This is a genomic window from Streptomyces sp. NPDC054796 (assembly GCF_053611545.1).
Genome location: NZ_JBSHAO010000045.1, coordinates 55,431 through 73,749, shown reverse-complemented (window position 1 = coordinate 73,749; position 18,319 = coordinate 55,431). Strand labels below are relative to the sequence as shown.

The 18,319-nt window shown below is 71.4% G+C and carries 16 protein-coding genes and 1 pseudogene; 11 read left to right on the top strand and 6 right to left on the bottom strand.

Features of this window, described 5'->3' with window-relative positions; all coding sequences use genetic code 11:
* Nucleotides 1–297 precede the first annotated feature (297 nt).
* Complete coding sequence (locus tag ACWGJ2_RS30025) at nt 298–2,589, bottom strand: asparagine synthase-related protein (RefSeq protein WP_453349408.1); 2,292 nt, start codon at nt 2,587–2,589, stop codon at nt 298–300.
* A gap of 1,552 nt (nt 2,590–4,141) precedes the next feature.
* Here ACWGJ2_RS30025 and ACWGJ2_RS30020 point away from each other — a divergent pair.
* The 3 genes from ACWGJ2_RS30020 to trmB all read left to right on the top strand — a co-directional run bounded on the left by ACWGJ2_RS30020 (nt 4,142) and on the right by trmB (nt 8,101).
* Nucleotides 4,142–5,626: an MFS transporter gene (locus tag ACWGJ2_RS30020; RefSeq protein ID WP_453349407.1), complete on the top strand. Its 1,485-nt coding sequence runs from the start codon at nt 4,142–4,144 to the stop codon at nt 5,624–5,626.
* A gap of 192 nt (nt 5,627–5,818) precedes the next feature.
* The gene (gene lhgO / locus ACWGJ2_RS30015; RefSeq protein WP_453349414.1) at nt 5,819–7,075 is read left to right on the top strand and encodes an L-2-hydroxyglutarate oxidase; all 1,257 of its coding nucleotides are present in this window, start codon (nt 5,819–5,821) and stop codon (nt 7,073–7,075) included.
* A 135-nt stretch (nt 7,076–7,210) separates the two neighbouring features.
* On the top strand, nt 7,211–8,101 hold the full coding sequence (gene trmB / locus ACWGJ2_RS30010; RefSeq protein ID WP_453349406.1) for a tRNA (guanosine(46)-N7)-methyltransferase TrmB: 891 nt from the start codon (nt 7,211–7,213) through the stop codon (nt 8,099–8,101).
* A gap of 108 nt (nt 8,102–8,209) precedes the next feature.
* Here trmB and ACWGJ2_RS30005 read toward each other — a convergent pair.
* Nucleotides 8,210–8,320, bottom strand: a pseudogene (locus ACWGJ2_RS30005) (transposase); the annotation flags it as partial.
* Nucleotides 8,321–8,383: 63 nt separating this feature from the next.
* Between ACWGJ2_RS30005 and ACWGJ2_RS30000 the strand changes: the two are divergent.
* From ACWGJ2_RS30000 to ACWGJ2_RS29985, 4 genes are all read left to right on the top strand, one after another.
* Entirely contained in the window at nt 8,384–9,628 is a 1,245-nt protein-coding gene (locus ACWGJ2_RS30000; RefSeq protein ID WP_453349405.1) for an RNA-guided endonuclease InsQ/TnpB family protein, read from the top strand.
* Nucleotides 9,629–10,002: 374 nt separating this feature from the next.
* A complete protein-coding gene (locus ACWGJ2_RS29995) occupies nt 10,003–11,325 on the top strand; it encodes a PrsW family intramembrane metalloprotease (protein ID WP_453349404.1) in 1,323 nt (440 codons plus the stop codon).
* Nucleotides 11,326–11,505: 180 nt separating this feature from the next.
* Nucleotides 11,506–11,826 carry a YrhB domain-containing protein gene (locus ACWGJ2_RS29990; RefSeq protein WP_453349403.1) on the top strand — a complete coding sequence of 107 codons (321 nt, stop codon included), beginning with the start codon at nt 11,506–11,508 and terminating at the stop codon, nt 11,824–11,826.
* A gap of 13 nt (nt 11,827–11,839) precedes the next feature.
* Nucleotides 11,840–12,619 (top strand): toxin glutamine deamidase domain-containing protein, encoded by a 780-nt coding sequence (locus ACWGJ2_RS29985; RefSeq protein ID WP_453349402.1) that lies wholly within the window; start codon nt 11,840–11,842, stop codon nt 12,617–12,619.
* 147 nt (nt 12,620–12,766) lie between these two features.
* On the opposite strand, the gene ACWGJ2_RS29980 is transcribed toward ACWGJ2_RS29985, so the two are convergent.
* Nucleotides 12,767–13,219: a VOC family protein gene (locus tag ACWGJ2_RS29980; protein WP_453349401.1), complete on the bottom strand. Its 453-nt coding sequence runs from the start codon at nt 13,217–13,219 to the stop codon at nt 12,767–12,769.
* A gap of 213 nt (nt 13,220–13,432) precedes the next feature.
* On the opposite strand from ACWGJ2_RS29980, the gene ACWGJ2_RS29975 reads away from it, so the two are divergent.
* From ACWGJ2_RS29975 to ACWGJ2_RS29965, 3 genes are all read left to right on the top strand, one after another.
* Nucleotides 13,433–13,846: a DUF3592 domain-containing protein gene (locus tag ACWGJ2_RS29975; RefSeq protein ID WP_453349400.1), complete on the top strand. Its 414-nt coding sequence runs from the start codon at nt 13,433–13,435 to the stop codon at nt 13,844–13,846.
* Between the two features lie 209 nt (nt 13,847–14,055).
* Nucleotides 14,056–15,090 carry a NaeI family type II restriction endonuclease gene (locus ACWGJ2_RS29970; RefSeq protein WP_453349399.1) on the top strand — a complete coding sequence of 345 codons (1,035 nt, stop codon included), beginning with the start codon at nt 14,056–14,058 and terminating at the stop codon, nt 15,088–15,090.
* A gap of 89 nt (nt 15,091–15,179) precedes the next feature.
* Complete coding sequence (locus tag ACWGJ2_RS29965; RefSeq protein ID WP_453349413.1) at nt 15,180–15,566, top strand: very short patch repair endonuclease; 387 nt, start codon at nt 15,180–15,182, stop codon at nt 15,564–15,566.
* Here ACWGJ2_RS29965 and ACWGJ2_RS29960 read toward each other — a convergent pair.
* Nucleotides 15,501–16,703, bottom strand: coding sequence for a DNA cytosine methyltransferase (locus ACWGJ2_RS29960; RefSeq protein ID WP_453349398.1), 1,203 nt, complete (start codon nt 16,701–16,703; stop codon nt 15,501–15,503). The genes ACWGJ2_RS29965 and ACWGJ2_RS29960 overlap by 66 nt on opposite strands.
* 159 nt (nt 16,704–16,862) lie before the next feature.
* Here ACWGJ2_RS29960 and ACWGJ2_RS29955 point away from each other — a divergent pair, with 159 nt between their 5' ends.
* Complete coding sequence (locus tag ACWGJ2_RS29955) at nt 16,863–17,609, top strand: HNH endonuclease (RefSeq protein ID WP_453349397.1); 747 nt, start codon at nt 16,863–16,865, stop codon at nt 17,607–17,609.
* Nucleotides 17,610–17,616: 7 nt separating this feature from the next.
* Here the strand turns inward: ACWGJ2_RS29955 and ACWGJ2_RS29950 are convergent, their stop codons facing one another.
* Both ACWGJ2_RS29950 and ACWGJ2_RS29945 read right to left on the bottom strand, forming a co-directional pair.
* Nucleotides 17,617–18,048 carry an ATP-binding protein gene (locus ACWGJ2_RS29950; protein WP_453349396.1) on the bottom strand — a complete coding sequence of 144 codons (432 nt, stop codon included), beginning with the start codon at nt 18,046–18,048 and terminating at the stop codon, nt 17,617–17,619.
* Nucleotides 18,045–18,287 (bottom strand): hypothetical protein, encoded by a 243-nt coding sequence (locus ACWGJ2_RS29945; RefSeq protein WP_453349395.1) that lies wholly within the window; start codon nt 18,285–18,287, stop codon nt 18,045–18,047. The genes ACWGJ2_RS29950 and ACWGJ2_RS29945 overlap by 4 nt, the downstream gene beginning before the upstream one ends.
* Between the last annotated feature and the right edge of the window lie 32 nt (nt 18,288–18,319).

Sequence of the window (18,319 nt, the reverse complement as noted above, 5' to 3'; positions counted from 1 at the left end):
GCACCCCCCCCACCACGGCACCGACCCCCACCACACACCAACCCCACACGACCACCGACACAAGCCAACAACCACGCGGCGCCAGCCGCACCGCACCGCAACCACACGCCGCGCCGTAGCCACCGGCCAGGCACCCGGAACACAACGCACCGCCCAGCGCAGCGCCCCCCACCCCGTGCAGCGGCACAAAAATCAGCGCGGGACCTACAGTGCGCACCACACCGGCCAACCGTCCCGCGCAACACCCCCGGACAACCAGAACCCCCCGTTTCCTTCCGCCCCCCCGCGAAGGGGACGTCAAAGCGCCGGCCGAGGCGTCGGCGTGACGCCGCCCGCGACGGCGCGCTGTTTCGGCGCCGCCGTTCCCGTCCAGCACGTGCCGCGTCGCGCCAGCAACCGCCGCAGCCACAGCTCCGTGGACACGAGATCCGCGAGCCCGTCCAGGGGCAGGGGCTCCCCCTCCGAGGCCGCGCGGAGCGCCTTGCGCACGACGCGCGCCTCCACAAGCCCCGCGTCGGCGAGCAACGGCGCGTCGAAGAGCTGCACCAGCTCTCCCACCGCGACCCGCAGCCCGGCCCGCGCGGACGCGACCTGCGAGGCGTGCGAGGGCGCCCCCCACCCGGGCGGCAGCTCATGCACGCCCGCCCCCTTGAGCACCGCGCGCAGCACCGCGGCCCGCGCCCCCGGCTTGACCCGCAGCGCCTCTGGCAGGCGGCGGCAGGCGCGGACGACCTGGTTGTCGTAGAAGGGCGCGTGCAGCCGCTGGTTGCGGATCTCGACGGCCTGCTCGAAGACCCGGTGGTCCGCCGCCTGCCGGGCCAGCGCGGCGCGGGCCCGTCGCTCCCCGGGCCGTTCGACGGAGGGCCGCGCGTGCGCCGTCGCCTCCAGTCGCAGGGAGACCTCGGCGAGCGCCTCCCCGGTCAGCCAGCGTGCCGCGGGCCCGGGCCGGCACCAGGTCAGCGCGGCGACGGAGGCGCCGACGGCGCCCTCTTCGTCGTAGCCGCCGAGCCAGGCCGCACCGTACGCGGCGCCACTCGAACCGGAACCCGGACCCGAGCCCGCGCCATGCCCGTTGACGCGACCCGAGCGGCCGTCGCCGTTGCTCCCCGGCCCCCCGCCGGAACCTTTCCCCTGCCCCCTCCCCGAACCCGCGCCCGCCGCACCGGAACCACCCGCACCGTTCTCCCCGAAGCCCCCTTCCCGCATCCGTCCGGCCGTCTCCTCGATCCCGTCCCGGTACGGCGTGCGGGCGAGTCTGCGCGCCGCGCGGTACACCGTCCACGGCACGAGCACGGAGCGGCCAGGCGGCACGCCGTCGGCTCTGGCCAGCGCGGCGACGGGGCGCAGCAGATGGCGTCGGCGGCGGTCGAGGAGGAGGTCGGCGAGGCGCGCGGGGTGGGCGTCGAGTACCTGGCGGGCGCCGAGTCCGACGAGGTGGTCGGCGCTGCCAGCGGCGAGCCGGTGCCGGTGTCTCTCGGCGGTGACGAGGGAGGGCCCCGGCTCGTCCGTGAGGGGAACGTTGTCGAGTCCCGCGTAGGGCAGGGCCTCTTCGCCCGCCGCGACGACGACGTGGTGCAGCCGCGGGTTCTCGGCGATGCTGCGGGCGCGTTCGAGTTCGGGCGCGGCCGTGGGCGAGGCGGTGGCGAGGTCGTTGAAGGTGACGGCGAGGAGCCGTTCGCCCGCTTCGGAGCCGCCCGGGCCGAGCAGCGTGCCGGGCATCATCCCCGGCATGCCGGGGAGCCCGGCCGCGAGCAGCGCGAGGGTTCCGGAAGCGGGCCCTCCGGAGAGGTCGGCGCCGATGCCGGGCGCGGGCCCGCCCCGTGCGGCGCGCCGTTCGGCCGGGCCCATGCCGGGTACCGGGCCTGGGTCGAGGTGGCTGAAGTCGTGCTCGGCGGCGTGGCGCGGGGCGGCGAGCCTGGCCCGTACGGCCTCGACGAGCGCGTCCCGCACCCCCTCGACGGCGGCGTCCGGATCGACGGGCGCCGGGGAGCCGGCGATGAGGGAGACGGCGGGCTCGTAGCTGGCGATCTCGCGGCTGCCGCCCTCGCGGAGGATGAGCGCGTGCCCTGGGGGCACGCGGCGCACGCCTTGGTACGGGGTGCCGTCCCCGAGCGCCTCCGGCGCGTCCGGGCAGGCGAGGAGGGAGGCGAGGTGGCCGACGTCGAGCTGTGCCTCGATGAGGTCGGCGAGGGGGAGCGCGGCGGTGGCGTAGGCGGTGCCGCCCGCCCAGGGGGTGTGGAAGACGGGGCGCACGCCCGCGAGGTCGGCGGCGATGGTGATGCGGCGGCCGACGCAGGCCACGGCGGTGTAGCTGCCGGGCCAGGCCGTCAGATGGCGGAACGCGCCGCCTCGGGCCGCGAACAGGCCCACGCGCAGTTCCTCGTCGCTGGCGCCGCAGCAGCCGAGCACGGCCAGGCGGCTGCCCTCGTCGGCCTCGATGACGCGGATCTCGTCGGGCCGCCAGTCACCGACCGCCCACAGCGGGTCGGGATCGCCCCACAGAAGCTGCGCGCCCACGGGGTGTACGGTGCCGGCGCCGGCCGGTGCACCCTTCGAGGCGGCGCTGCCCCATCCCACCAACCATCGCATCGCCGCCCGCCTCCGCTACCTGAATGGTGCTGCTGCTAGCTGCCGTTGCGGCCAATGTTGCCACGAGAGCAGCGCGTGAGAGGCGCAAAAGGGGCGTGCGGCTTCCCGCACGGCGCCGCGTTATGGCGCGGTTTGCGCCTACTCCGTTCCGCATATACCCGTGGCTCCCGCGCGCGGCACTCCGCGGCTGACCGATGTCATTCGGCCAAATATCTGAATGCGCGACGGAGTTGGGCGAGCGGCCGGCGGCCCCTGCGGCGGTGGAAACGGAGCCGGACGGGCCGGTCCCGTGAGGGGCGGGACAGGCGGTACGGAAGTACAGATTCCGCGTGGATCCGGGAGGGGATTCACGTCGGTTCGACGGGGATTCGACGGAAACTCGAAGCAGGGCCGACAGGCATGTGGCGGGCACGCGGCGGGCCTCGTCGGCCACCCGACGGGCGCGCGGCGGACATGCGATGGGCACACGGAGGCCGTCGGACATGGAGGAAAAAAATGGGCGGCGGGGTTCGGAAGGGGCCGTGCCGGGGACGCAAGAAAGTACCGGGACACGCACCGGGGAAACGTTTCGTGCGGAACCCGGACCGCAGGCCCGGACCAGGGCCCGTCCGCCACGGGTCTGCCGCGGGTCTTCCGTAGGAGGGCCGCGGAAGGGCCGCGTTGTCAGCCCGGGAGGCGCCCTCGCCTCCCGGACCGAACCGCCGTCCGCGGGGAATGAGACGGCGGTGTCCCCCAGCCCACTGTTCCGAGCAGTGGGCCGACCCACGCGTCCCTCATGGAAGCGCGCCGCTCCCCCTGCGCACAGGCGCATGGGCAGGCGCACAGCCACACACCCGGAGCACGGTCCGGACACGGACGACCGCGACGGCGCCCAGCGTGCGGGGACGGGAGCACGGCGGCGGCCCCGTGCGTCCGGCCCCGGTACGCCCGGTGCACGAGCGCGCGCGCCGTCCCCGTACGGCTCCGCTTACGGCCCGTCCCCGTCTCCCGTACGGGACCGCGGCCGACCGTCGCCGCACCGTCGTCGCGCCTCGCGGAAACCGCCGGCGACGGGGCCGCTGACCGGCCGTCGCCCTCCCCGCAGGGCCGCACCGCGCACGCTCCCGTACCCCCGTGGCACGCCCTCGCGCGGGCCCGTCGCGCCCCGTCGCACCCCTCAGCCGACCCGCCCGCGCTCCTTTCGCGCCCCGCCCTCGGGGCGGACAACGGAGAAGATCCAGGACGGTGAATCGGCCATGGCGCGCGGCCTGTTGGGTAGAACTCACCACGGATCCGGCAAGGGGCACACGCGCGATCGCCGGGCACTCGGTTCCGGACGACTCCCGGGAGCCATCGGGGAGTTGGCACGTGACTGGTGCACGTACACGCGTACGGACATAGATCTCGCCATCCGGGATGATGCCTCTTAACGGTCGGGATGCGGCGAACTACGCTGGGTTCCCAGTGCCTTCGCGTCACGGCGGCGTGAAGGGGCCTCTCGCCAACCGCGAGGGGGGAAGGTGCCCCGAGCCGAACGGCGAGGGGCTGCCGTCGGTGTGTGTCAGGGGTGCGCATGTCCAGGGAGTCACGCGGGCCGAATGAGAAGCTCGGCACTGTTCTCGCGCTCGCAGGAATCAGCAACGCCGGACTCGCCCGCAGGGTCAATGACCTGGGGGCCCAACGCGGCCTGACCCTCCGCTACGACAAGACGTCGGTCGCCCGCTGGGTCTCCAAGGGCATGGTGCCCCAGGGCGCCGCGCCCCATCTGATCGCGGCGGCCATCGCCAGCAAGCTGGGCCGCCCGGTCCCGCTGCACGAGATCGGTCTCGCGGACGCCGATCCGGCGCCCGAGGTCGGCCTGGCCTTCCCCAGGGACGTCGGCGCCGCCGTCAAGTCGGCCACGGATCTGTACCGCCTCGATCTGCACGCGGGGCGGCGCGGGGGCGGTGGCATATGGCAGTCGCTGGCCGGCTCCTTCGCCGTCAGCGCGTACGCGACGCCCGCCTCGCGCTGGCTCATAACCCCGGCCGACAGCTCCGTAGCGCGCGATCCGGAGACAGCCGCCGCGCTCGCCGCCGGGATGGGGATGACGGGCGGCTCCGGAGCGGACGGCGGCAAGGACGGCGACGGCGGCGCTGCCCTGCGCGTGGGGCACAGCGACGTGGCGAAACTGCGCGAGGCGGCGGACGAGGCGCGCCGCTGGGACTCCAAGTACGGCGGCGGGGACTGGCGTTCGTCGATGGTGCCCGAGTGCCTGCGCGTGGACGCGGCGCCGCTGCTGCTCGGCTCCTACACGGACGACGTGGGCCGCTCCCTCTTCGGCGCCACCTCCGAACTCACCCGGCTCGCGGGCTGGATGGCCTTCGACACCGGCCAGCAGGAGGCGGCCCAGCGCTACTACATCCAGGCCCTGCGGCTGGCGCGCGCCGCCGCCGACGTCCCGCTCGGCGGGTACGTACTGGCCTCGATGTCCCTCCAGGCCACCTACCGTGGCTTTGCCGACGAGGGCGTCGATCTCGCCCAGGCGGCCCTGGAGCGCAACCGCGGCCTGGCCACGGCCCGCACCATGAGCTTCTTCCGCCTGGTGGAGGCCCGCGCGCACGCCAAGGCCAACGACTCGCACGCCTGCGGCGCCTCCCTCTCCTCCGCCGAGAGCTGGCTGGAGCGGGCGCGCGAGGGCGACGGCGATCCGTCGTGGCTCGACTTCTACTCCTACGACCGGCTCGCCGCCGACGCCGCCGAGTGCTACCGCGATCTCAAGGCACCGCGCCAGGTGCGTCGTTTCACGGAGAAGGCGCTGTCGAAGCCGACGGAGGAGTTCGTGCGCTCGCACGGGCTGCGGCTCGTCGTCTCGGCGGTCGCGGAACTGGAGTCGGGCAACCTCGACGCGGCCTGCGCCGCAGGGACCCGTGCCGTAGAGGTCGCGGGGCGTATCAGCTCCGCGCGTACGACGGAGTACGTACGGGATCTGCTGCACCGGCTGGAGCCGTACGGGGACGAGCCCCGCGTCGCCGAACTGCGCGAGCGCGCCCGGCCGCTCCTGGTGGCGCCCGCGTGAGGGGTGACCCCGTGGTGGGCGGCCGGAGTGGGCCGTGAGACAACGGGGGAGAACATGATCTTGAGAGAGGCGGAGGGAACGGGAGTGGCGGGAGCGGTGGCCGAGACGGAAGCGCAGGCCGGGGTGCGTGTCTGACGTGACCGGGTCCTACGTGATCAAGACCGCAGCCGATTGTCAGTGCCCGGGTTCATGATGGAGCACGTGTCCACGAAGTCCTCGGCGAAGTCCACGGCGCCCGCACCGTACGACTGCGACGTGCTGGTGATCGGCGGCGGCATCGTCGGCCTCTCCACAGCTCACGCGCTCACCCGTGCCGCGCCCGGCACGCGCGTGACCGTCCTGGAGAAGGAGCCCGGTCCCGCACGCCACCAGACCGGGCGGAACAGCGGAGTGATCCACAGCGGGATCTATTACCGCCCGGGTTCCCTCAAGGCGCGCTTCGCCGTGCGCGGCGCTGCCGAGATGGTCAAGTTCTGCGCCGAGCACGGCATCCCGCACGAGGTCACCGGCAAGCTGATCGTCGCGACGGAGCGCGAGGAGCTGCCCCGGCTGCACTCCCTGATCCAGCGCGGCAGACAGAACGGCATCCCGGTCCGCGAACTGGGCCCCGCGCAGATCGCGGAGCGCGAGCCCCATGTGCGCGGCCTCGCCGCCATCCACGTCGGCACGACGGGCATCTGCGATTTCGGCGCCGTGGCCGCCCAGCTCGCGCAGCTCGCGGAGGACGCGGGCGCCGAGGTGCGGTACGGCGCGGAGCTGGCCGCCGTGGACCGCCGTCCGGGGCGCGGTGTCGCCGTCCGGACGTCGGACGGCTCCGTGCTGCGGGCCCGCGCCATGGTCAACTGCGCGGGGCTGCACTGCGACGCGGTCGCGCGGCTCGCGGGGGACGATCCGCCCGCACGCGTCGTGCCCTTCCGCGGCGAGTATTTCGAGCTGGACCCGGCCCGCGAGCACCTCGTCCGCGGGCTCGTCTATCCCGTGCCCGATCCCGCGTTCCCCTTCCTCGGCGTCCACCTCACGCGCGGGGTCGGCGGCGGTGTCCACATCGGCCCGAACGCGGTCCCGGCGCTGGCCCGCGAGGGGTACGACTGGCGCACGCTGCGCCCCGCCGAGCTGGGCACGGTGCTGGCGTATCCGGGTGCCTGGCGGATAGCCCGCCGCCACTGGCGCTATGGGGCGGGCGAGCTGCGCCGCTCCCTGTCGAAGCGTGCCTTCACGACGGCGGTGCGCAGACTGCTGCCCGAGGTGACCGGCGCCGATCTCATACGGTCGCCCGCCGGCGTCCGTGCGCAGGCGGTGCTGCGCGACGGCACGCTCGTCGACGACTTCCTGATCACCGAGGCCCCGCACACGGTCCACGTCCTGAACGCGCCCTCTCCGGCCGCCACGGCCTCGCTTCCCATCGGCCGCGAAGTGGCCGAGCGCGCGCTGGGGGCACTGGCGGGGTGACGGGGCGCTGCGCGGCGGCGTGACGTGAGGGGGTGCGCACGGGCCCGGGGTGCGCACGGGTCCGGGGTGCGCGGGCTTGGCGGTGCGGTGGCGGCCGGCGGCCGGGGTGCGCACGTCCGTAAAATCGACAGCACTGTGTCCGAGAACTTCCCGCACCCAGCCGCCGAGGCGGGGGCCGCCGAGCCCGACGCCTCCGCCCGCCAGCCTGACCAGCACGTTTCCGGCTCCGCACCGGACGAGGACGACACCACACCGCCCCAGGGCGCCACGCGGGTGGAGCGGGAGCGGGTGACTGTGGGGATGTTCCCGCCGGGGCAGGGCCCCGCCGCCGATCCGGCCGGTTCGCACCACGAGCGCCGCATCCGCAGCTTCCAGCCCCGGCGCAGCCGTGTCACGGCGGGCCAGCGTGACGCGCTGCTGCGCCTGTGGCCGGAGTGGGGGTTCGACATCGACGGGCTCGGCCACGTCGACCTCGGCGCGCTCTTCTCCGACCCCGAACTGCCCGTCGTGCTGGAGATCGGCTTCGGCATGGGCGAGGCCACGGCCCGGATGGCGGCCGAGGACCCGGACACGGGCATCCTCGCCGTCGACGTCCACACCCCGGGGCAGGGCAATCTGCTGCGTCTCGCCGAGCGGAACGGCCTGCGCAACGTGCGGGTCGGCAACGGCGATGCCATCATCCTTCTGCGCGAGATGCTGGCGCCCGGCTCCCTCTCCGGGCTCCGTGTCTACTTCCCCGACCCCTGGCCCAAGAAGCGGCACCACAAGCGCCGGCTCGTCCAGCCCGAGTTCCTGAACCTGGCCGCGGGACCGCTGGCGCCGGGCGCCCTCGTCCACTGCGCGACCGACTGGGAGCCGTACGCGGAACAGATGCTGGAAGTTCTCACCGCGCATCCGGCGTACGAGAACACCCGGCCCGACGGCGGCTTCGCGCCGCGTCCGCCGTCGCGCCCGCTGACCCGGTTCGAGGGGCAGGGCCTGGACAAGGGTCACAGGGTGTACGACCTGCTGTTCCGCCGACGCTGACCCCACGGAGCGCCCGCTCTCGTTACCGGATTTCTTGCAGAAAGCCCTGGCGTTCACACCGGGGATGAATGCATCTCGATCGAAAGTGCTCTGACGTGCGCTTTGGAGCGGGTGTTCCTGCTGTTCGATGTACTGGCGGACGATCGCCGAGGGTGCTCCGCTACATGAGGCCGAGAAGTACGAGGGCGACCACAGGTGCCCGCGCATCGCCGAAGCCACGTGTCTGGCATATCTGTAGTGGTTTTATGTGTCTATGACGTGACGGTGAGTAGGGTCGAGCTTGTGCAGCTTCGTTACAACTACCGGGCCTACCCGGATGCCGCCCAGTGCCGTGCGCTGGCCAGAGCGTTCGGGTGTGCGCGTGTGGTGTGGAACGACTGCCTGCGCGACCGTCGGGAAGCGCACGCGGCAGGACTGCCGTATGTCACGTCGGCGGAGTTGTCGCGGCTGCGTATCACCCAGGCCAAACGCACCGGGGAACGCGCCTGGCTCGCCGAGGTCTCGGCGGTCGTCCTGCAACAGTCCCTGCGGGATCTGGATACGGCCTACAAGAACTTCTTCGACAGCCTGAAGGGCAAGCGGCCCGGGCGCAAGGTGGGCCCGCCCCGGTACAAGTCGAGGAAGGACACCCGGCAGTCGGTCCGCCTGAACGCCAACGCCTTCTCCCTGACGGGGGACGGCACGGTGTATGTGGCCAAGGTCGGCCATCTCAAGATCAGGTGGTCGCGTCCGCTTCCGGTCGCACCCACGTCTGTCACCGTCACCAGGGACGGCGCGGGCCGGTACTTCCTCAGTTTCGTCGTGGAGACCGAGCCCGATGTTCTTCCCGCGCTGGAGGCGGAGGCCGGTATCGACCTGGGTCTGTCCGCCTTCGCCGTCCTGTCGGATGGCCGGAAGATCGCCAGCCCGCGCTTTCTCCGCCGGGCGGAGAAGAAGCTCAAGCGGCTTCAGCGGGAGCTGTCCCGCAAGGCGAAGGGTTCGAAGAACCGGGCCAAAGCCCGGATCAAGGTCGCGCGCCAGCATGCCCGGGTGGTGGACCGGCGCCGGGACTGGCACCACAAGGCTTCCACACAGATCATCCGCGAGAACCAAGCGGTGTATGTGGAAGACCTCGCGGTGGCCAGCCTCGCCCGCACCCGGCTGGGCAAGTCCGTGCACGACGCGGGATGGTCCGCGTTCACTGGGATGCTGGAGTACAAGGCGGTCAAGCACGGGCGCGCCTTCGCCAGGGTGGGCCGTGCTTTCCCGTCCTCGCAGGTCTGCTCGGTCTGTGGAGTGCGGGACGGTCCCAAGCCCCTGCATGTGCGGGAGTGGGTGTGCGGGGCGTGTGGCGTCGTGCATGAGCGTGACCACAACGCGGCCCGCAATGTCCTCGTCGAGGGACGCCGTATCGTCGCCGCCGGACGGGCGGAGACGTCAAACGCTTGTGGAGCGCCGGTAAGACGGGCACCCGTGCCCGCACAGCGCCGTGAAGCAGGAAGCACCCGGAAGGGTCACACGGCCCAGACCGGAATCCCTGGACATTAGGCCAGGGAGCACGTCAATGTCGTCGGGTGCACGACGAGGCAAGAGACGCGCGGGAGACGCCCACCGGGCCGGTGACGGGTGCGGGGTACACGGCCGTGAACGGGCGGGGCGCGCCCCCGTACGCCGCGTGGTCGGGGCCACAAGCGGAACCGCAAACGGAACCCGTACCCGGGCACATATCCGCGCCCCCGCCCCCGCACGGAGCCGCGCCCGCGCCGTACGGCCCCCCGCCGTACGCACCCGGGCCGCCCACCACGTCCCCGTACGGAGCCGCGTCGCCGCCCCACACCGCGCCGCCCCACGCGTCGCAGCCCCACCAGGCGGCACCGCCCCACACCGCGCCCGCTGACGGCGGGCAGCCGCGCTTCCCCGCGATGCCCGCCTCGCCGGCGGACTGGCGCTACCCCGCGCCCGCCGCGCCGTCCTGGTGGCACCGGCACAGCCGGACCCTGTACGCGCTCGCGCTGGTCGCGCTGCTCGTCCTCAGCGGGCTGACGATCTTCGGCCTCGTGCGCGAGCAGACGGGCACCCTCGGGCTGCTCGTCGGTCTCGGCCTGGCCGTGCTGCCCGTGCCGCTGCTCATAGCCGCGTTCCGCTGGATGGACGGGGTCGAGCCGACGCCGTGGCGCGATCACGCCTTCGCCTTCGCGTGGGGGGCCTGCGCCGCGACCCTCGTCGCGCTGCTGGCCAACAGCGTGGCGACGGACTGGCTGGCCGCCTCCGTCGCCGCGGACTCCGCGCGCGCGGCCGACACCCTCGGCTCGACGGTCGTCGCGCCCGTCATCGAGGAGTGCGCCAAGGGCGCGGCGCTGTTCCTGCTCTTCGTCTTCCGCCGACGCCACTTCTCCGGTGTCGTCTCCGGCATCGCCGTCGCGGGGATCACGGCCACGGGCTTCGCCTTCACCGAGAACGTCCTCTACCTTGGTACCGCCTTCGGCGAGGACCGGCTGCTGGCGCCGAGCGCGCTGCACGAGTCTGCGACGGCGACGACCTTCTTCGTACGGATCATCCTCGCGCCCTTCGCGCACCCGCTGTTCACGGCGCTGACGGGCATCGGCTTCGGCATACTCGCCTCGCTTCCCCCGAACCAGGGCCAGGGCGGGAGTGGGGGCGCGAACGGGAGCGGGGGCGCGAACGGGGGCGGGAGCGGGGGCGGGCGCGGCCGTCGCGTGCTGCGCGCCGGGATACCCCTCCTCGGCCTGCTGACCGCCGCGCTCCTGCACTCGATCTGGAACGGCTCGGCGACCCTGACCGACGTCACCTTCATCGGCGTCTACGCGCTCTTCATGATCCCGGTGTTCGCCGCGCTGACCTGGCTGGCGGTCTGGTCGCGGCAGAGCGCGCTCCGCACGGTGCGCGAGACGCTGCCCGCCTACGCGGCGGCCGGGTGGTTCGCGCCACCCGAGCCGTGGTCGCTCTCCTCGATGCGGGCCCGCTCCATGGCGCGTGCGCACGCCCGCCGTACGCACGGGGCCGCGGCGGCCCGCACCGTCGCGGAGTACCAGCACTACGCGACCTCGCTCGCCCTCCTGCGCGCCCGCGCCAACCAGGGCTCACCGGCCCCCGACTTCCCCGCCCGCGAACAGGAACTCCTCCACCACCTGTGGCACCGCCGCGCCCTGTCGGCCCCCGCGACGACGAACGCGGCCCTGGCCATGACCAGGCCGCACATTCCGCCGCAGTGGGGCGGGTACTGAGCTTCACGGCCGGGCCCCACCGCCCGACGTTCGCCCCTCGACCACGCCCTCTTCACGGCCTCTCAGCACCCTCTCACCAGCGCGTTCACAAGCTTGCTTTCGGGAATCCGGGGTGCCAGCATTCCGCCTACGCTCACGGGATCCCGCCCCCTTCTGGAACCCGACTCCCCCTGGAATCCGATGCTTTCTCACGAAGACGCCCTCGCGGAGGCCCGCGCGTTCCTGGGCCGGACGATGGCCGACGGCCAGTACACGATCGTCCTCCAACCCGAGCTGACCAAGGAGCACGCGGTGGCCTGGGCGATCAGGTTCGATTCGCAGGAGCATCTGGACACGGGCGACATGACGCGGGCGCCGTTCACGCGGGTCGTCATCGTGCCCAAGGACGGGGCCGAGCCGCCGTACTTCCCGCCGTCGCATCTGTCGGTGGCGGAGCTGAACGAGCGGCTGGCCGGACCGGCTGGTTCCGCGGGTCCGGCACCCGCGGCGTCCGGCGCCTGACGAACGGCACGCGATGATCCAGCGCCTCGACGCCCTCGGCCCCCACGGCCCCCACGACCCGGGTACGGCGGCCGGCAGCAGCTCCGCCTCCGGTCCCGGCACCCCCGCCTCGCACGCGGCCCGCGACTGGCTCCGTACGACCTACAGCGGCCTCGTCGAACTCGCCGTACCGCACCCCGTCGCCGAGGACACCCACACCTGGCTGTTCGCGTGCCGGGCCACCCCGCAGCCCGGCTATCCGGCGACCCCGATGCTGGCGGCCTCCGTGGTCGTGCCGAAGGACGGGAGCACGCCCTTCCACCCGGCCTCGCACGATCCGCTGGGCGACATCGCGCGGTTCCGCGAGGCGCCCTCGCCGCGCACGGCCGAGGTCCAGTCGCGGCAGCTCAACGCGCGCGGCTGCGCGGTCGCCGTCGACTCGGCGATCAACGGCGCGCCCTCCACGCCCCTGCCCTGGTCGCCCGCGCACGAGGCACCCGGCTGGTGGCAACTGTTGATGCGCCGCTACTTCCCCGGCGCCGAGCGACTGCGCTGCGCGAGCTGGGACGAGGTCGTCGCGGCGACGCGCGAGCCGGGCCCGGGCACGCGGGGCGTGGTGTGGATACGTCGCGAGATCGGCGGCGCCGAGGCGAGCGGCCACCTGGTCTACGCGCACAACAACGGCGGCCAGGTCGTGCTCCTCGACGGCATGACCGGCGGGCTGGCGCGGCCGGAGACCGGCGGCGTGCGGGGGCTGACGTTCGCGCGGGTGCGGCCCGTGGAGGGCGCTCCGGCACCGTCCGAGTACAGGTAGTTCGCCCAGCGCGCCTTGTCGTAAGAGGACGCCCCTTGCCGTGGAGTGACGCGGGCTGCGCGCCGTGGCCGTCGACGAGCTGCCGCAAGGCCGCCCCCGATGCTCGGTGACGAGGGCACGGCCGCCATTTGCCCCCGAGCGGTCCGGTCAGCCGCCCTGCGCGGCCCGCTCGATCAGCTCGATGACCGGCCCGTGCGCCAGGTCCTCCAGGTACACGAAGCGGGCCCGGTCCCCGACGGCCCCGTCGAAGACGACACTCGGGTCCTCGCCCGCCTCGCGCAGTGCCGCGAGATGCCGGTCGATGCTCTCGACGGCGTAGGCGAGATGGTGGACGCCCTCGCCGTTGGCCTCCAGGAACTCCGTGTACGGCGAGTGGCCGGTGAGCGGCTGGATCAGTTCGATCTCCGACGCGCCTGTGTTGATGAAGCCGTAGCGGGCCGAGCAAGAGACCTCCTGCCCATGGAACTGCGCATCGGCGAAGGACAGTTCCATGACCCGCTCGGTCTTGACGGCCCACCGTCGCTCATAGTCAGCGGCGGCGCGGTCGAGGTCCGCCACGACGATGCCGACGTGGAACAGCGCAGGAAGGGGGAGAGACATGGCGATCTCCTGTCCTAGGGTCGAGACGGTCGCATCGGGCTACCGGACATGATCGCAGGTGGCCGGCCGCTACTTCCCCGGCGCCGAGCAACTGCGCTGACACGGCCGTGAATCGGTCGGCTTCCTCCTCGCGGGCTTCCTCGGGGCGCCTTGTCGTGAGGGGTGCCCCGCGCCCGTGGAGTGACGGAGGAGCCTGGTGGGGAGGAGCACTCCATGTCGTCACGTACAGACTGGGCCTGGATCCTGGTCCCGCTTCTCTTAGGCAGCGTCTTCCTCATCATCGGCCTCACCGGCATTCGCCGCACTTACGTGCTGCGCCGCAGAGGTGCGAAGGCGTACGGGCAGGTCGTCGCCCACCGCACCAGTTCGGGCGCCAAGAGCGGCACCCTCTACCACCCGGTGATCGCCTGGACCACGGACACGGGCCTCCGCAAGGAAGAGGCCACCTCGACAGGCCGCTCCTGGGTCGGCTCCTTCCAGCCCGGCACCCAAGTCGTGGTCCGCTACGACTCGACCGACTCCAACCGCTGGATCGTCGAAGGCTACGGACACGGCGCGAACTGGGTCTTCGCCGTGGTGGGTGCGGTGGTGTTGGCGGGGACGGTGGGGGTGGCGTTCCTCGTCTGAGCCTTCAGTCCGCTGGTGCGTCTGACTGCCATCGGCAGAACCCCTGTCAGCAGAGCCCGGGCATCGTCCGCTGCACAGGCATCCGGGGCGCCCCAGGGGACTGAAGGCTGTTCTAGCCTTGGGCGAGAGTTGTCAGTGGGCGTCTCCCGGTCCGTGAGAGCTGCACGCCCGCCTACTCCGCCACGCCCCGCTATTGCCCCTGGAGCGAGATGACCGGTCACGAAGCCCACCCGCAGGCGCTCCCAATGGACTGGACCGCTCTGTCCGATATGGGCGCCTGTATGGCAGACGATCCCGAACTCCAGGCCGTCCGCAACGAAATCCTCCGGCGCGATCCCGAGGGCAAGCGGTTCGCCAAGATACTCCGCAAAACCATCGACCAGTTGCTGGACGGCGAGAACACGGGCCGGTACGACTGGGAAGAGCTGCACAAGACTGAGAAGACCCATGCAGGCACCCTGGTTGAGATCAACCTGCAACGTGAATTCCAGTTCGCCGAAGGGCAGGACATGGACTTTTCCATTGCAGGCTACGACGTCGACTGCAAGTTCTCACGGAAGCCGTACGGCTGGATGATTCCACCTGAGGCCCTCGGAGAGATCTGCCTCGTGGTGTGGGCGAGCGATCATGAGAGTCAGTGGAGCGCCGGACTCTTTCGCGCCAACCGGGAAAAACTCACCACATCTGGCACAAAGACCAAGAAGGGGAACCGGGACGGAAAGTTCCAACTAACCAAGGAGCTTCACTCGGCGGTCCACTGGCTGTGGGAAAAAGCGCCACTGGAAGAGAACCTGCTGCTCCATATGTCCTCCGAGAAGCGGAACCTCATTCTCACTGCGGCGTCCGAATCGAGGAAGAGTTCTGGAGCTTCCCGTGTCCGTGAACTTTTCCGGCGCGAACAGCAGACCCGGATCAACCGCACCGTGATCCGAACGCTAGGGCAGCAGAGTGACTACATGAAACGCGTACGCTACAACGGCGGCGCACGAGGGAACCTCCAAAAGGAGGGCATCCTGATCTTTGGTGACTACAGCACCTACCAGGGCCTAGCGCGCCAACTGGGCCTTCCCGTCCCGCAGGAGGGCGAGTTCGTCAGTGTGCGCGTCGCTAGACGGAAACCACACCATGGCGACAAGGTCTACATCACGCTGGAAGGCAGCGACTGGGTTGTAGCCGAGGATGACGACCCGGACGAGATTGCCCCGAAGCTCCCCAAACCCCGTAACGGATCTGCTGAAGAGTGAGCGAGACGCACGACAAGGCCGAGAGGATCACAGAGGGGTGGGGCCCGCCCGCCGGGTCCTGGGCCTCCTCTGCCGCCCGGCGCCGCAACATGCAGGCCATCCGCAGCAGAGACACCAAACCTGAGCGGCTCATCCGGAGCCTCGTACATGCTCAAGGGCTGCGGTACCGCGTCGCGGCACGGCCGCTCGCCGACCTGCGCCGGACGGCGGACATGGTCTTCCGTCCGGCGAAGGTCGCCGTTTTCATCGACGGCTGCTACTGGCACGGGTGCCCCGAGCACTATGTGCCGCCGAAGACCAACTCGGGCTACTGGTCAGAGAAGGTCGTACGCAATGTGACCCGCGACCGCGACACCAACCAGCAGCTCGCGGACGCGGGCTGGACGGTGCTCCGCTTCTGGGAGCACGAGTCACCCGACGACTGCGCGCTCCAGATCGCCGCTACGGTCAGCAGGCTGCGCGCCGAGCGGGACTGAGGGAACCGGAAGCTCGAAGAGCGTGCCGGGCTCTTCTTGTTGCTCTGCCGTGTGCTCGGACGTCAGGGGCTCCTCTGTGCCTGCCTCAAGAGCAGCAACGATCTGTCTGCCTACAGCCTCCGCCACAGGCGGTGGAAACGCATTGCCGACCTGCCGGTATGCAGCGGTTTTTCTGCCGGAGAACTTCCAGCCCTCGGTGAACCCCTGGATGATCGCGGCCTGGCTCACGGTCAGCTTCGGGCCGATCGGATCCCCGTCTTTGTCCTTGGCGTAGAGATCGCGCTCTTCGTCTTTCATATGCTCGGGCTCGTCCGCGACGCCCATCGCGTCCACGCCCAGTTTCTTCCAGGCCCGCTTCGCGCGCGTCGGCCCGAGATCCGCCCCGCCGTGCTTCTTCGAACCGCCGACGAGGGTAGGCGCAATGCCGCCTTGGGCCTTATCGAGCCAGCGCTCGAATGCCTTCTGGCCCCTCGCCGACGAGCCGAAGCGCTCCTTCATAGACTCACCAAGGGCGTCAGCCACCGTGCGCACTGCGGAATCTGCCGGATCAGGCCACGTGAAATAGCCGGCGAACTCCTTGCGCATCGCCACCAGGACCGCGCGCGGCCTGAGCTGCGGCACCCCGTAGTCACAAGCCTCAATGACGTTCCAGCCGCAGACGCGGTAACCGGCCGCCCGGAGGCGAGGGATGATCACATTCTCCCGGTAGGACCGGAATTTACCGGGCGGCTCCAGCAGCCCCCGGACGTTCTCGATCATGACGGCCTTCGGGCTGAGGAAGTCCACCAGATCGAGCATGGTCGGGAACAGGTCCCGCTCGTCGTCCTCGCCCAACTGGCGCCCCGCCATGGAGAACGGCGGGCACGGCACACCCCCCGCGAGGAGATCCAGCTCGCCCTCCTGAAGCCCTAGCTTCGCGGGGTCGAATTCTCGGAGATCCGCCTGGATGACCTCGCACCCACCCCACTCAGCGTTCCCCGCCACATTCTCACGCAGGGTCGCGACAGCGTGGTCATCAATCTCGATCAGGGCTCTGTGCCGGAACCCTGCGTTGTGCAGCCCCAAGGCCTGTCCGCCCGCCCCGGCACAGATCTCCACTGAGGTGAACTTGCGTTCAGCGTCTTCAGCGTGACTCATGCACCCTCCCTCTCGACTAGCTCAGCGGACACCCATTGCCATCCGCCATCACCGAGAGTGACAGGCCCCACTGACAACGCACCTCCCCATTCTGCGGGACGGCCTCAGCCGACTGGCACAGCCCCACGCTTCCCCTGGAACACTCATACGATATGGCCCATGCGGAGTCCTGCCTGGTCCTGGGATGAACTGATGCTCGCCTGCGCCCTTGTCGTCAAGAACGGGTGGCGGGAACTGCGCGAGAGCGACCGCGAGGTTCAGGAGCTTTCCGACCTGCTCCGCTCCCTCCCCCTCCACGGCGATGCCGCCAGGAACCTGGAAAAGTTCCGCTCCATCGGCAGCGTCAGCCACAAGACAACCGACCTGGCGTCGAACCACCCGGACTACCCCAAGAAGCCCACTCGCTGCGGCCGGCTCGACAAGGTGGTCATCGCCGCCTTCATCGACCAGCCCGCCGACATGCTCCGGGCCGCGGAAGCCGTGGAGGCCGGTATCGGTTCCGGTGAGCTGTACCAGGTGCCCGAGCAGCCAGACGAGGCCGATGAGGACGGGACTACGTCTCGTGAGGGCCGCCTCCTCACCCGCTGGACCATCGCCCGCGAGCGCGACCCCAAGCTCCGGCGCCGGAAGATCGAAAGGGCTCAGAGGCTCGGACAGCCTCTCCAGTGCGAGGTGTGCGACTTCCGCTTCGATCTCGCCTACGGCCCGCTCGGGGAGGGCTACATCGAAGTGCACCACGTACTTCCCCTCCACATCTCGGGCCTCCAGGAGACCAAGCTCGAAGACCTCGCCCTCCTGTGTGCGAACTGCCATCGCATGTGTCACAGGAACCGTCTCGGCGAATCATGGCGCACACCTGCCGCGCTCCGTGAGGAGATCGCAAGAGCCGCTGGGGGAGCGGCGTAGGCGGACGTTACGCCTCCCCGTTGCCCAAGGTCCCCGCCCCCACCTCGCACCAGATCGTCTTCCCCTCCGCTCCCTCCACGTCCACCCCCCACCGCAGCGACAGCGCCTCGATCAGGGCCAGGCCGCGGCCCGTCTCCTCGTCGGCGTGGGGGTGGAGGGGGGCCGGGAGGGCGTGGGGAGCGGGGTCGGTGAGGGCGATGCGGGTGCGCTCGGCGTCCCACGTCACGTGCAGTGTCACGGGCGCGCCCTCGCCGACATGGCGGATCGCGTTCGTGACCAGTTCGCTCACACACAGCTCCGCCGTATCGGCGAGCCCCGGGAGGCCCCAGAGCCGCACATGCTCCCGCACCCGTCGACGCACCGTCCCCACCGCGCACGGCTCGGCCAGCAACGGAACCGTCAGGGCCGCCCGCACGGTGTGGACGTGGCAGCCGTTCACCGGGCCCCGCCCTCGGACCAGGCCGTACGCAGCACCGCCGCCAGCATCCGCGCGGTCTCGACGTTGCAGCGGCCGAGCTGGACGAGCGGGTACCGGTATTCGCTCGCGTACGTCACCGTGTCCGTCCCCAGCGACGGCAACGTGATCGCGTGACTCGCCAGCGCCTCGCGGAGTTCTTCAGCCGCCGAGTCGGCCTCGTCCCTGGCCGACACCACGTCCTGCCGCCCCGATGTCCTCATGCGCCTCGTCCTCTCCGCCGTGCCGACTGTTG